The sequence below is a fragment of the Ottowia thiooxydans DSM 14619 genome (genome assembly GCF_000422885.1).
In the GTDB taxonomy this organism is placed as follows: Bacteria; Pseudomonadota; Gammaproteobacteria; order Burkholderiales; family Burkholderiaceae_C; genus Ottowia; species Ottowia thiooxydans.
The window spans coordinates 60998-75436 of record NZ_AUGX01000008.1 but is presented as its reverse complement, the minus strand read 5'-3'; the positions used below and the strand labels follow the sequence as shown (position 1 = coordinate 75436).

Genomic DNA, 14439 nt, shown 5'->3' with positions numbered 1-14439 from the left:
TGAAAGGAAGGCCACCCGTTTATGCAGAAAAGCCTTCTTTTGAAGCCGGCAGCCGCAACTCAAAGCATGCTCCGCCGCCCTCGCGGTCAGCGCATGCCACCGAGCCACCATGGCGCAGCGCAATGGAGCGGACCAGCGAAAGCCCCAGACCCACACCGCCGTCGCGCTCGCTGGCACCGGGCAGACGATAAAAGGGATCAAAAATCCGCTCACGCTGCGCAGGCGGTACACCTGGACCCCGGTCATTCACACGCAATACGGCTTGCCCGCCCTCCAGGCTCAACTCCGCACTGACTTCACCCGAACCGCCCACACGATTGCCGTGGCGGCAGGCGTTTTCTAGCAAATTGCGCACCGCGCGGCGGAGCAACTTGGCGACACCGGGCACGGTGACCTCCGGCGTATCGGGTGCCAGATCCATCGTGGCATCCACGCGGGCACACTCCTCGGCCAACAGGCCGATGAGGTCAATGGGCTCCACCGTGCCCATGTCTGCCTGATTCGCATCGAGCCGGCTAGCCAGCAGAATTTCATCGATCAATTGATCCAGCTCGATGATGTTGCGCGAGATCTCTGCCCTTGCCGCCGGCGGGGTCTGAGGCCCCATCAACTCGATCGCCATACGAATACGCGCCAATGGCGAGCGCAGCTCATGCGATGCGTTGGCCAACAGGGATTTCTGCGATTGCAGTAGCGCCGACTGGGAATCCATCAATCCTTCGATGCGTGTGGCTGCGGCATTGAAATGGCGTGATAAATCCGCCACCTCGTCTTGACCGCCAGTGGGCAATCGCACGGACAGATCGCCCTCCCCCCAGCGTTGCACACCACGCTGTAGCGATTCCAGACGCTGAGTCAGTCTCCGAGCCACCGGGAACACGCCCAGCATCACCACTAATCCGGCGAGCGCCAGCGTCCACATGAAACCGTAGGGGGGACGCAGCCACGCCAAAGGCGGGTCTTCTCGTCGTTTACCGCCCGGTCCGCCTGCGCCCCAAGGGCGTGGCCCGAGATGCAGGTTCAGTTGCTGGCCGTCGTTTAAGGTCACTGAAAAATCCAAGCCCTGGCCTGGCGGTCCTCGCCGGGGTGGCACATCAGCTCTTCCAATCAACTCTCCAGCGGCATTGCGTACGTACACTTCACGGGGAGCCGGGGGCTGACGGTCTCGCTCGCGCTCCTGTTCGGCAGCATGCCAGGCCCAGCCCACCAATAGGCTCAAGACCGCCACGCTACCCACTACGGCCAGCCATATGCGCAGGTAGAGTTTGCGGGCGATGGGAGAAGTCCAACTCATGGAACGGTGCTCAGAACGTGTTGACTATCCATCTGGTGTCGCGTTGTGTCTATTTCAGCAGGCTTGCGCGTGGCTCCATACCGAAAGGAAAGGTCAGGCTTGCTGCTTGGCAAACACATAGCCCACCCCTCGCACGGTCAAGATGCGTTTGGGATTTTTCACATCCTGCTCAATGGCTGCACGTATGCGGCCCATATGCACGTCAATGGATCGGTCAAATGCTTCCAGCTCGCGCCCGCGCACCGCTTCCATGATTTGATCGCGCGTCAAAACGCGACCAGCGCGTTCCGCGAGCGCCACCAGCAAATCGAATTGATAGCTGGTCAAATCGGCGGCCTGCCCCCCCACTGTCACGACGCGAGCATCGCGGTCAATTTCCAGGATGCCAAAGCGCATCAGCTTGTGTTCCGGGACGGAGCCTGTCTGATGGCGGCGCAGCACCGCCCGAATGCGGGCAAGCAGTTCCCGCGGCTCAAAAGGCTTGGGCAGATAGTCATCAGCACCCAACTCCAGGCCAATGATGCGGTCCATGGGATCGCCCTTGGCGGTGAGCATCAACACCGGAACGCGCGCCATATCGCCGGAGAGCGCTCGAATTCGGCGGCAAACCTCCAGGCCATCAATGTCCGGCAACATCAGATCGAGAATGACCAGATCTGCGGGCTTGTCCCGTAGCGAGGCGAGGCCAGACTCGCCATCCACCATGTGCGTCACAGAAAAGCCAGACTGAGACAAATACTCGCTCACCATGCCCGCCAGGCGGGTGTCGTCCTCAATCATCAACAGGTGGTGTGTACTCATGCGTTCCTTAATCCTTCAAGGCCATATTGCCGGCATTGAACGAGTGACTCTTGTCGGTGACGTAAAGATAGGTAAATCCGCACCCTTTCGATGCAGCTGGATTCCCTATGTCAGCGGGGCGATGCTTTGGTTGTCCGGCTTGCTGCCGGGATCAGGGTTGCGTCGCTGAGCCCGTATGGCCAGAGCCACGAGCACGAGAACCGGCAAGCCTAGCAACGCAGTACTCGTAAAAAACGTACTGTATCCAAAGGCATTGACGTAGTCCCCTGAAAAGCCAGCCACGAACTTCGGCAACATCAGCATCAACGAAGAAAAGAGCGCATATTGCGTGGCCGAATAGCTGATGTTGGTGAGGCTGGACAAATAACCTACGAAGGCCGCTGAAGCAATGCCGGACGCAAGGTTGTCCATGGAGATCACGGCGATCAGTGCGGGAACACTGTGGCCGTACCCCGCAAGCCATGCGAACAGCAGATTACTGCCCGCGCTGAGCACAGCGCCGAGCATCAAGATGCGCATGACACCAAAGCGCAGTGCCAGGCTGCCGCCTACGAAGGCCCCCACCAGCGTCATGATGACGCCATAAATCTTGGTCACGGCCGCCACCTCATCCTTGGTGTAGCCCATGTCCACATAGAAAGGATTGGCCATGATGCCCATCACCACATCGCTGATGCGATAAACAGCGATCAGGGCAAGGATAAGCGCCGCTTGCCACTTGTAGCGACGAAAGAAATCCGCAAAAGGATCGACGAGGGCCGTGCGAACCCACTCCTGCGCACTGCGCGCCGCTTTCAACGGAACGTTCACCGGCTCAGGTGAGAACAGCACGGTGAGCACGCCGATCACCATGGACGCCGCCATGATCAGGTAGGCGACCTGCCACGCCGCATTGTCGTAACCACCAGCACCGCCTTCTGCCCGCGCAGCAAGCCACAGCACGCCGGCACCCGCCCAGATCATGGCTAACCGGTAACCTGTCTGGTAGCTGGCGGCCAGAGCTGGCTGCTGATCCGCAGGGGCTGATTCAATACGATAGGCGTCCAGCGCAATATCTTGCGTGGCTGAGGCAAACGCGACTGCCAGTGAACACCACACCACCGTCATGAGCGAAACACTGGGGTCTGCCAGAGCCACCCCCACCAAGCCCGCTGCCACGCCGCACTGAGCCAGCAGCAGCCAACTTCGCCGACGACCCATCCAGGCCGTAAGACCCGGCAACGGCACCCTATCCACCAGCGGTGCCCAAACCCATTTAAAGCCGTACGCAAGGCCCACCCAGCTCAGGTGACCAATGGTGCTGCGGTCGATGCCAGCCTCGCGCAACCGAAACGACAGCGTTCCGAGAACCAACATCAAGGGCAAACCGGCAGAAAAGCCCAGCGCCAGCATGCGCAGGCTGGCCGGCTGCAAATAGATCTTCAGGCTTTCAAGCCAGGAGGGCTTGCGCGCAGGCACGGCGGCGCCTAGCGCCTCCTCAGACAAGGGCTACTCCCGCAGCAGTTGGATCGCAAGGAGCGTGAAGGGAAAGTTCTCTATTCATCCGCTCTATTATTCACGGTGTCACGACGGGTTCGACGGGCATCAGCAGGCCCTCCTTGATTTCTTCCATCACTACGTAGCTATTGCTTTGTGCCGGCACGGGCACCTTGCGCAGGATTTGCCCCAGAAGATCCCGGTATTCGCGCATGGCAGAGAGCCTGGCCTTGATCAGGTAATCGAACGTGCCTGATACGAGGTGGCATTCCAGCACACGCGGTTCGTGCAGGAGCTCCCGCCGCACCTGCTCGAAAACCTCTGCGGACTTGGATGAGAGCGTCAGCTCCACAAACACCAGCAAACCTCTTCCCAGGGCTTCAGGATCCACCCGCGCGTGATAGCCCTTGATCACGCCTTCGCGCTCCATGCGCCGCACACGCTCAGTGCATGGCGAGGTGGACAACCCCACTCGTTCAGCGAGTTCGGTCATGGAGATGCGGCCCTCCCGTTGCATTTCGTGGAGGATTTTTCTGTCAATTCGGTCGATAAAGTGCATTTCACTGTGAAATTTATAAATCCTGGTGAATTCTCATCCTAAACCCACAAATCATCAACAAGATCAGTGATTTTTTCTGGGCACTCTTTCTTAGACTTCCCTTCATTCGAGGAGATGTCGATGAAAGCAATTGTTCTTGGCGGCGGAGTGATCGGAGTCAGCACGGCTTACCACCTGGCGCAGGCCGGCGCGGAAGTAACCGTGCTGGAGCGCCAACCAGGCGTGGCGCTGGAAACCAGCTTTGCCAACGCGGGCCAGGTTTCACCCGGCTATTCAACGCCCTGGGCGGCTCCCGGCATCCCTCTCAAAGCAATCAAATGGCTGATGCAGCGCCATGCGCCTCTGGCTTGGCAGCCAGACGGTTCGCTTTTCCAATGGCGCTGGATGGCCGCCATGCTGCGTAACTGCACGGCCGAGCGTTACGGCGTGAACAAGGAGCGGATGACACGCCTGGCTGAATACAGCCGGGATCGCCTGCGCCAGTTGCGCCTTGAGACCGGCATCGAATATGAGCAACGCACCCTGGGCACACTGCAAGTCTTCCGTACCGCCGCTCAAATGGAATCGGCGCGGCGCGACACGCAGGTCCTGGATGCCTGTGGAGTTCCGTACCGGCTGATGACCGACAGAGACGCGCTACCCGAGATCGAGCCCGCACTCGCTCACGCGGCAGGTCTGGTGGGCGGCCTTCATCTGCCGGGTGATGAAACAGGCGATTGCCAGCGTTTCACTACACAACTGGCCGAACTGGCAAAAGCCAAGGGCGTCCGTTTTCGCTTTGACACCCGCATTGCCAGCTTGAAAACCAGCGGCGACCGCGTGACTGGCGTCCAGTTGGAAGGCGGCGAAGTCCTCGAAGCGGATCGCTACATACTGGCGCTTGGCTGCTATTCGCGCGAACTGTTGCAGCCATTGGGCTTGGATCTGCCTGTCTACCCCGTCAAGGGCTATTCGCTCACCGTGCCGCTGGTGGATGCATCACGGGCGCCCAGGTCCACGGTGATGGACGAGACCTACAAAGTGGCCATTACACGCTTTGACCAGCGCATCCGTGTAGGCGGTATGGCCGAACTGGCCGGATTCGACCTCCGTCTGAATCCACGCCGGCGGGCCACATTGGAGATGGTTCTGGGCAACCTGTTCACTGGTGGTGATATCCCCAAGGCTGAGTTCTGGACCGGTCTGCGCCCCATGACGCCAGACAGCACCCCCATCGTGGGCCCCACCCGCTATGACAACCTGCTGCTCAACACCGGCCACGGCACCTTGGGCTGGACTATGGCAGCGGGGTCAGGCAAGCTGGTCGCGGACTTGGCAATGGGACGCTCCACCGACATCTCGATCGACGGTTTGACGCTCGGCCGCTACGCTAAAAACAGCTTCAGCCCATCTGCAGATTTGCATCGCGCGTCTCCCGCCTGAGCCCGTAGGAGCGTGCTCAGGAACCGGTTTTAAACCGGTTCCTCAGGTCCCGCCCACAAACGGATTAGTACGCCGCTCCCGGCCGAAAGTGCTCTCGAGTCCATGGCCGGGAATGAACACGGTGTCGTCCCCCATTGGCCAGAGCCGCTCGGTAATGCTGGAGATCAACTCCGGATGACTGCCCCCGGGAAAGTCGGTGCGGCCAATCCCGCCCGCGAACAACACATCACCCACAAAAGCACGCTTGGCCTGCGGTGAGTGAAAGACGACATGCCCTGGCGTATGACCGGGTGTGTGGCGAACGTCCAGCACGCATTCCCCCACCTGCACGGTGTCGCCATCCTTAAGCCAGCGCGTTGGCGTGAAGGCTTCTGCCTGGGGAAATCCAAACATCTGCGACTGCTGGGCCAGGCCATCGATCCAGAATTGGTCGCCCGGATGCGGCCCTGTGATCGGAAGGCTATGCCGCTTCGCCAATTCAGCAGTACCGCCGGCATGGTCAATGTGCGCGTGCGTAAGCCAGATCTGCTCCAGATTGAGGCCAAGCTGCTGGATAGCAGTCTCAATTTTTTCCAGATCACCACCTGGGTCAATCACAGCGGCCTGCAATGTCTTATCGCACCAAGCAATGGAGCAATTTTGCGCAAAAGGGGTAACGGGAACAGTGAGGTATTTCAGCATCACTCTGCATCAGTCGAAGTTATCAGAACGTGTCACGATCTATCCAAGATCACACCCAGTCTAGCCGCTTCAATGGCGGGCATTCGAAAGATCAGATAGATCAAGGCCGATGTCTGTAGCTCACCGACTTTTTTCTCAAAGCCGAATTACATGCACAGTAGAGATTCGGGGTGGCCTACCCTTGCAAACTTCAAGGCTGCTACATCTACCTACTGCAGCATTTCCTGAATAAAGCCAAAGGGGCTCATCGCATCATCAGCGCCAATCCTCTTCGCATGCTGCACGTGCAAACCCCGTCCGGCAGAACGGTCAGAGATGACAATGAAACGGTAACCCGCCAAGCTCGATAATCACCGGCGGATGCCTACCTGAAACTACTTAGACCGTGTCGTCCAGAAATGTTGGCACTCCCATCAGCCAGTAAAACCAACATCACGTAAATCCAGACTCCGTGTCTGGCAAGACTTGAACGCCGAAGTGCACAGTATCAGAACTGAGCTGCCGATCTCCTGCACACGTAATCATATTCAAACGTCTTCGTGGCCGACGCAGCGCGCCGTACCTGGGTAGTTTCAACCCGCATCTCCATGGTGACGCGGTCAACCGAGTAAGTTTTTTTGAAGTCAAGACCCAAATCTGCCATAGCGAAACTTCTTTTGCCGATGAACTTGTTTCCGACCTCCGTGGTTGAAACCGATCTGCCGTCGACCTCCATCTCCACGGCAGTGGTGTCGATCTTGAGGACTATAGGATCCTCTTTTTCATATTTATCGCGACACGTCAACTGCACCATGGCAGCGTGTGCAGTCGAAAAAATCAGGGTCAGAATGACGGCGGCAAAAAATTTTGGCATATTTTGATGTGTTCATTTGAATCGATTCGCTCACGCTGGAATACACCGGTAGGCCGGTTTAGCGAAGATTCTCGCCCGCAATCGGTTCTGGTTCAGTATTGCACACTGCAGCGCAGAAGGACAGCATTGTTCTGATTGCACCAGGCGAGATTAATACCCCGCCGCACATCGTTATGGAAACGTCGAGTTCAGGCTGGATGATGCCCGCGGGACGGCGCTGCCAACCTCTACGGCGGCACAGGGGAGCACAAACGCCTTGCTTCTATCTTGCTGCATGTAGCTGGGAGCACCTCAGTGCGCAGAATGCTGACCGGCTGAATAAATAGTAAAGCGATGAAGCTCGATATGGCTTGGAGATTTTTCAGGAAAACCGTGTTATTAAAGCTGGTCGCGCTCAACCAAGAATCGAGCTCGCGCAGGTGGACACAGTGCCATTGAAGCCATCTAGCACTGAACGCCCGGCCACCTGTTCTCGTGTAAATCACCTGTTCAGGTGATGGTCAAGGCCTTGCTTTTTCTGTCTAATTCTAATTTTGAGCGAATGCATCGCCTCTTCATAAAGGAGAAAAAATGACAACGAAATCCAAGACCCTTATCAGGCATGCACTTGTTGCCGCCAGCCTGTTGCTAGGTGGTTCTGCGATGGCTGACAGCTGTGATTCTTGGACACACAACGCATATCCGGTTCGGTTCAGTGCCTGTTCGTATCCGGATGGAAAGTCTGGCTACACGATCGTCCAAAATAACGGCAATCGCGAGGCGCGGATTTGCTGGACTGCTGTTTTCAACGACGGGCGGACCCGCGACGGTTGCGCTCCGATTTCTGCAGGTGAGAGTCGGACCGCTTCGTGTGCGTCTTGCGGTCATCGGAATGCAGGCGTGACACACATCCTGCTCAAGAGCTATCGCTGACAAGCGGTTCGATTGTGGCGAGAATCACATCGATGCCGAACTTCGTTTTCTATCGCTCGCGTGATCGCCTGTTTTCGTCACTTTTTTTGTCGCCTGTTCGTCTACGTCCATAACCCAGAGCGGTTCTGGCTCGCCCGGCCTGCCAATCGCCGAAGTCAACACCCCGACCTCCTGGTTCCAGGTCTAAGACAAGGCGGCTCTGAGACGCCGCATCCGCGAGATATCAGAAGAAGACCCGTGAATTCGCCCAAGTTTCCGCTGCACTTCCGCTCCAAAAGCGCATAGACGCGCTACCTGCCATGTTCAGGCACGGCAGCGTCTGTACATCAACTGTGACTGTTCGAGAAACCCGGCCGGCCACCAGTGGGCACTGTGCAATTTCCTGATCGGTGTGCGCCATCTGGGAGTGTGAAGACGCCAATCCAGCGGGCCTGCGTCCACCGAGAAAGTGCCGACGGTCATATGTCACCGCCGCCCTAGAGCTGCTGAATCATCGGTTGGCTCTTATAACCAAGCATGCCGAAGACCTAGTACGCCCCTGTGATGGGAAGGCCGTACCGCTTCGCCAATTCAGCGGTACCACCGGCATAGTCAATCTGTGCGTGCGTAAGCCAGATTTGCTTCAGATTGAGGGCAAGCTGCTGGATAGCTGCTTCAATTTTTAACAGTTCCGAGCAAAGGGAGCGACGAGGTCCGCCTGGTACTTTAACATGGAGTTGGATTTTTTTGGCTATTGCTGAAGCCGCAACCCAACTTGCTGGAGAGCCATTCGGAACGTCAAAGCCATTTTTTTTGCTGCAATGCAGCAATAAAAACCAACCTTTAGATAGGTGCCTGCCAAGCCTCAACACTGTTCGAATGCAGTCACCCCTTGGGCCTCTGAGCCTTGGGTGATTTTAGAACAAGGAGACAAAGGCATGATCGAGCTGCAGGGTCGCAAGGCCCTCATCACAGGAGCGGCGCAGGGCCTGGGCAAGGCTATCGCCGAACTCTTCATTGAGCGGGGCGCACAGGTAATGATTGCGGACATCGACGCCGAAGGCGCTGTTCGGACGGCCAAGGCGCTCGGCCCCCAAGCCCGGGCGATCCGTTGCAATGTCACGGACTCCGCCGAGGTCGCTGCCGCCGTTCAGGCCACAGTCTCGGCCTTTGGCGGGATGGACACGTTGATCAACAACGCGGGCATAGAAATTGTCAAACCGCTCTTTGACAACAGCGACGAAGAGTACGACCGCCTGATGAACATCAATGTCAAGGGCGTGTTCCTGGGAATGAAGCACTCGCTGGGCCCGCTGGTGGCATCAGGGCGTGGCTCCATCGTCAACATTTCCTCGCTCGCAGGCACCAACGGCGTACCGCTGTTCGGCACTTACGCTGCCTCCAAGGGAGCAGTTATCCAGCTCACGCGCACGGCTGCGGCCGAGCTGAGACCCACTGGCATTCGGGTCAATGCGGTGTGCCCGGGGTTTGTGGGCACTGCCATGGTTGACCGCCTGGTCCCTATTGTGGAATCCATCATCGGCGTGCCTTTTGACGCCTTGGTGGCTGCCAAGCAAACGCGCCTGGGCACGCCTCGTGAGGTTGCTGAAATGACCGCTTTCCTGGCATCTGACGCCGCCAGCTGGACCACCGGCTCCCACTACATCCTGGACGGCGGACTCTCCGCTGGATTGCTATGAGCAGCGCACCTCTCCTCCAAGACAAAATCGCCATAGTTACCGGCGCAGCACGTGGCTTGGGTGAAGCCATCGCCCGTGCATATGCAGCGGAAGGAGCCAAGGTAGTGGTCTCCGATATCGACGCCGCCGGCGCTCGCCAAGTGGCGGCATCGCTTCCCGGTGCCATCGCCGCAGGTTGCGATGTTCGGGTGCCGGAACAGGTCGAAGCATTGGTCAACACTGCCGTCAGCCACTACGGCCGGCTTGACATCATGGTGCCCAATGCGGGCGTGGCCCATGTGGCGCCACTTGTCGCCACCAGCTACGAGCAGTGGCGCGAAGTGACTTCGGTCAACCTGGACGGTGTGTTCCTCTGCATCCGATACGCCGCCCCGGCCATCATCGCTGCAGGTGGTGGGCACATCATCCCGATCGCCTCGGTGACGGCCAAGGCAGCCTGCGCGCTCATTGGAAGCTATGCCGCTGCCAAGGCTGGCGTGATGTCGCTAACGCAGACGGCAGCGATCGAGCTGCGCGCGCACAAGGTGCAGGTCAACGCCATTTTGCCGGCCTTCATAGAGACGGAACTGGTGACCTCGCATCGCGCGGAGTTTGAACAGCAACTGAACATTCCTGATTTCAATGCCGTGATCGCGCAGCGCCAAGGGCGTTACGGGACAGCGCAGGAAGTCGCGCAACTGGCGGTATTTCTCGCTAGCGGACGCGCCAGCTTCTCCAATGGAAGTGGCTTCGTCCTCGATGGCGGTGTGAGCTCTTCGCTCCTTTGAACTCCCACCCACATTACCCACACAACCCGGAGACATCTCATGACCAAGAAAAAGCCTGTCGTCGTCTATGGCGCCAGCGGCTATACCGGCCGCCTGGTATGCGAATACCTGCGCGAATATGGCATCCCCTTCATCGTGGCCGGCCGCAGCAAGGAAAAAATCGAAGCGGCAATGAAGGCCAATGTGCCCGGAATTGAAACGGCCGACTACGACATGGTGGAAGTAGCCCACACGCTAGAAGCATTGACCGAGCTGTTCCAAGGCGCTTCTGTGGTCATCAACACCGTGGGCCCTTTTGCCAAATTCGGGCCTGAGGTCGTACAAGCGTGCCTGGCGACTGGCTGCCACTACACGGATACGACCGGCGAGCAAGACTGGTTGATCACCTGCGATGAACAATACGGCTCCCAGTTTGCCAGCGCGGGCCTGCTGCTCTCGCCCGGATTGGCGCAGATGTACACCACGGGCGAAATCGCGGCGCAGCTGTGCCTGGAGACTCCCGGCCTAGATACGCTGGATATTGCGGTTTTCTGGGGTGGTAGCCCCACCATTGCCTCCACCCAGACCATCTTGGTGAATGCCGCGACCTCCAAGGCGTTCTTCCTGGAACAGAACCAGTACAAGGAATGGCAGCCCGATGCCGGCCTGTACAACCTGGCCATTCCCGGCCAGCACGAAATGGCGTTGGCACTTCCGTGGGGTGGCACTTCGCACCCTGTATGGTTCAAGCGTGATCCGCGCGTGGCCAATGTCAAAGTGCTAGGTGGCGTATTCAACAAGCCGCTGATGCTGGGAGTGCCCAAGATTGTGGAAGCCGCACTGGAAGCCACCAAGAACATGGGCGCCGAAGAAAGGTACGCCGCACTGGCCCAGACGGCTGCTGGCGTGATGAACACCATGCCGCCACGTGAAAATCCCCGCATCAACAAATCAGTCGACTCGGTGCATGCGTCAGGGCCGCTGGGCCGAGCGCACTGCGTGATCTATGGAAATTGCAACTACAAGCAAACTGGCTTGCTGAACGCATTCGCTGCCTCGTGGTTGCTGCAGCAATCCCCTAAGCGAGTCGGCTTTGCATCCGGTTGCCAGGCATTCGGCCACCACGAGTTGTTGGGCACGCTGCGCAGCTTCGGGCTGGTGCAACCGCCCCTTTTGACCGTACAAACCTGAGGCGAACGTCATGCGGCTGGTTGATTACCTCGACAAGGGGGCGCAGCTCGGCGGAGCACGCCCTTGCCTGACCATGGGCGAGACTGAACTGAGCTACAGCGAGGTACAAGGCATTAGCCACCGCGTAGGACGCGCCCTGCATCAGAAGGGCATCAAGCCGGGTGACAAGGTGGCCGTGCTCTCGAGCAATGACGCCACTGCGTTCGCATGTGTTTTCGGCATCTCGCGCGCAGCGGGCGTGTGGTGCCCTGTCAACCCACGCAATGAAGTGTCGGAAAACCGGTATGTACTCGATGCCTTCGATTGCGCCTGCCTGATCTTCCATAGTGCCTACGCACCAATGGTGGAGCAGATGCGCAACGAGCTCCCCAAGTTGCGCCAATGGGTATGCCTGGATCAGGAACTGCCTTACGCACCATCGCTAGCGCGGTGGCTCGAAGGCGTGAGCGACGCGCCATTTGAAGTGGCGCCGGTGGACGATCTGGCGATGATTGCCGGCACGGGCGGCACCACTGGTCAACCCAAGGGCGTCATGCTGGGGGGAGGCAACCTGGAGACCATGTCGGCTCTCACGCTGATGGGCTACCCCTTCGAAGGGCGCCCCAGCTATCTTGCACTGGCACCGCTCACACACGCGGCGGGCGTGCTTTGCTTTCCAATCATGGCTCTGGGCGGACGCATCGTCGTCATGCCCAAGCCCGATCTGAACGATTTCCTGCAACTGATAGAGCGGCACCGCATTACGCACACTTTCCTGCCGCCCACCCTGATCTACACGCTGCTGGCGCATGCAGACCTGGCCAAGACGCGCCTGGATTCACTGCAGTGCTTCTGGTACGGGGCAGCCCCCATCTCGGCGGCGCGTCTTGAGGAAGCCTTGACCAAAATAGGCCCGGTCATGGCCCAGCTTTTTGGTCAGACGGAGGCACCCATGATGATCTCCATGATGGCGCCCAAGGAACACTTTCATGCCGACGGCAGTATTGCTCGTGAGCGCCTGGCCAGCGCCGGCCGTCCGGGGCCGCTGGTTCAGGTGGCGACCATGGATTCAGACGGCAAGCTGCTTGCCAGCGGTGAAACCGGTGAGATCGTGGTGCGCAGCTCTCTCGTCATGATGGGCTATTACAAAGACGAGAAAGCCACCGCAGAAGCTGGCCGCAACGGCTGGCACCACACCGGCGACATAGGGCGTCTGGACGAGGATGGATTTCTCTACATCGTTGATCGCGCCAAAGACATGATCATCACGGGGGGCTTCAACGTCTACTCAGTGGAGGTGGAGCAGGCCCTGATGCAGCATCCTGACATCCAGGACGGTGCGGTCATTGGGCTACCGGACGACAAGTGGGGAGAGCGCGTGGTCGCGGTACTTCAGCCGCATGCGGGCCGCACGTTGCAGGCAGATGAAGTGCAGGCTTTCGTGAAGGCTCGCATTGGCAGCGTTAAATCGCCCAAGCAAGTGGAGGTCTGGCCAGACCTTCCTCGCTCCAAGGTAGGCAAAGTGCTCAAACGGGACATACGCGCGGAGCTATTGCGTAGACTGACCACAGGATCAACCACACATGACTGAAGTCTTTTCCAACGAGCCCCTTGCGGCAGATCTTCAAGGCCAGAGCACAACTGCTGGCAAGGTCTGCGTGGCCGGTGTCGGCATGATCCCATTTGCCAAGCCCGGGAACAGCGAGCCCTATCACCGCATGGGCGAAGCCGCCGCCCGCGCTGCACTTCAGGATGCAGGACTCGCTTACGACGCCATTCAGCAGGCTTATGTGGGATACGTCTACGGAGACTCTACAAGTGGCCAGAAGGCTTTGTACGGGCTAGGCATGACAGGGGTCCCGGTATTCAACGTCAATAACAATTGCGCTACGGGATCCACCGCACTCTTTCTCGCCAGGCAGGCCATCGCATCGGGCGCAGCCGATTGCGTTCTGGCGCTAGGTTTCGAGCAAATGAATCCGGGCGCACTGGGCACCCTGTTCAATGACCGGCCGACACCCTTTGATGATTTCGACCGTGAGGTTGCCAGCCTGGTCGGCATGCCCGAGCTACCCCTTGCCTTGCGTTACTTTGGCGGCGCGGGTCTGGCCCACATGCAGCGTTATGGCACGCCCCTGGCCACCTTCGCGAAGGTGCGGGCGAAAGCCAGCCGGCATGCGGCGCGCAACCCCTTGGCCTTGCTGCGCAAGGAGTTGAGTGTGGACGATGTCCTCAATGCCCCTATGCTGTGGGAAGGCGTATTGACCCGGCTGATGGCGTGTCCACCCACCTGTGGCGCCGCTGCGGCGGTATTGGTGTCCGAGCGCTATGCGCGCAGGCATGGATTAAAGAGCGACGTGCGCATCAGCGCCCAGGCGATGACCACAGACTCGCCAGATAGCCTGCAAAGCCACGACATGATGCGGGTAGTCGGTTATGGAATGAGCCAGGCTGCAGCGAAGCAAGTTTACGAACAGGCTGGCATCGGCCCCAAGGACATCCATGTTGTAGAGATGCACGACTGCTTCGCACAAAACGAGCTGATCAGCTATGAAGCCTTGGGCCTGTGCCATGAGGGAGAGGCCGCAGCCTTTGTTGAAGTGGGGGACAACACCTACGGTGGCCGGGTAGTGACCAACCCCTCGGGTGGTCTGTTGTCCAAGGGACATCCGCTGGGAGCCACAGGCCTGGCGCAATGCTACGAGCTCACGCATCAACTGCGGGGCAGTGCCGGCGAGCGTCAGGTTGAAGGTGCGCGCCTCGGGTTGCAGCACAACCTGGGACTGGGCGGTGCCTGCGTAGTCACCCTGTACGAAGCCCATCACCCTGGTTTTAGTTGAGAATCG

At 58.9% G+C, this 14439-nt stretch carries 12 protein-coding genes; 6 read left to right on the top strand and 6 right to left on the bottom strand.

Annotation, left to right across the window (positions count from 1 at the left end):
- Positions 1-19: 19 nt before the first annotated feature.
- From G518_RS0104055 to G518_RS0104040, 4 genes are all read right to left on the bottom strand, one after another.
- On the bottom strand, positions 20-1294 hold the full coding sequence (locus G518_RS0104055; RefSeq protein ID WP_028601439.1) for a sensor histidine kinase: 1275 nt from the start codon (positions 1292-1294) through the stop codon (positions 20-22).
- Positions 1295-1387: 93 nt separating this feature from the next.
- Positions 1388-2095: a response regulator gene (locus tag G518_RS0104050; protein WP_028601438.1), complete on the bottom strand. Its 708-nt coding sequence runs from the start codon at positions 2093-2095 to the stop codon at positions 1388-1390.
- Positions 2096-2200: 105 nt separating this feature from the next.
- On the bottom strand, positions 2201-3580 hold the full coding sequence (locus G518_RS33795; RefSeq protein WP_051235998.1) for an AmpG family muropeptide MFS transporter: 1380 nt from the start codon (positions 3578-3580) through the stop codon (positions 2201-2203).
- Positions 3581-3650: 70 nt separating this feature from the next.
- Complete coding sequence (locus G518_RS0104040; RefSeq protein ID WP_036593554.1) at positions 3651-4130, bottom strand: winged helix-turn-helix transcriptional regulator; 480 nt, start codon at positions 4128-4130, stop codon at positions 3651-3653.
- Positions 4131-4250: 120 nt separating this feature from the next.
- Here G518_RS0104040 and G518_RS0104035 point away from each other — a divergent pair, with 120 nt between their 5' ends.
- Positions 4251-5552, top strand: coding sequence for a D-amino acid dehydrogenase (locus G518_RS0104035; RefSeq protein WP_028601436.1), 1302 nt, complete (start codon positions 4251-4253; stop codon positions 5550-5552).
- Between the two features lie 42 nt (positions 5553-5594).
- On the opposite strand, the gene G518_RS0104030 is transcribed toward G518_RS0104035, so the two are convergent.
- Together G518_RS0104030 and G518_RS0104020 are read right to left on the bottom strand one after the other, a co-directional pair.
- Positions 5595-6233, bottom strand: a complete 639-nt coding sequence (locus G518_RS0104030; RefSeq protein WP_028601435.1) for an MBL fold metallo-hydrolase — start codon at positions 6231-6233, stop codon at positions 5595-5597.
- Between the two features lie 487 nt (positions 6234-6720).
- Entirely contained in the window at positions 6721-7086 is a 366-nt protein-coding gene (locus G518_RS0104020) for a hypothetical protein (RefSeq protein WP_028601433.1), read from the bottom strand.
- 1829 nt (positions 7087-8915) lie between these two features.
- On the opposite strand from G518_RS0104020, the gene G518_RS0104010 reads away from it, so the two are divergent.
- Genes G518_RS0104010 through G518_RS0103990 form a run of 5 tightly spaced genes read left to right on the top strand, consistent with a single transcriptional unit; the run spans position 8916 to position 14433 of the window.
- Positions 8916-9677, top strand: coding sequence for an SDR family NAD(P)-dependent oxidoreductase (locus G518_RS0104010; protein WP_028601432.1), 762 nt, complete (start codon positions 8916-8918; stop codon positions 9675-9677).
- Complete coding sequence (locus tag G518_RS0104005) at positions 9674-10444, top strand: SDR family NAD(P)-dependent oxidoreductase (protein WP_028601431.1); 771 nt, start codon at positions 9674-9676, stop codon at positions 10442-10444. Before G518_RS0104010 ends, G518_RS0104005 begins: the two co-directional genes overlap by 4 nt.
- Positions 10445-10483: 39 nt before the next feature.
- Complete coding sequence (locus G518_RS0104000) at positions 10484-11614, top strand: DUF5938 domain-containing protein (RefSeq protein ID WP_028601430.1); 1131 nt, start codon at positions 10484-10486, stop codon at positions 11612-11614.
- Between the two features lie 10 nt (positions 11615-11624).
- Complete coding sequence (locus G518_RS0103995) at positions 11625-13184, top strand: AMP-binding protein (RefSeq protein ID WP_028601429.1); 1560 nt, start codon at positions 11625-11627, stop codon at positions 13182-13184.
- Positions 13177-14433 carry a lipid-transfer protein gene (locus G518_RS0103990; RefSeq protein WP_084651452.1) on the top strand — a complete coding sequence of 419 codons (1257 nt, stop codon included), beginning with the start codon at positions 13177-13179 and terminating at the stop codon, positions 14431-14433. Before G518_RS0103995 ends, G518_RS0103990 begins: the two co-directional genes overlap by 8 nt.
- Positions 14434-14439: the final 6 nt, after the last annotated feature.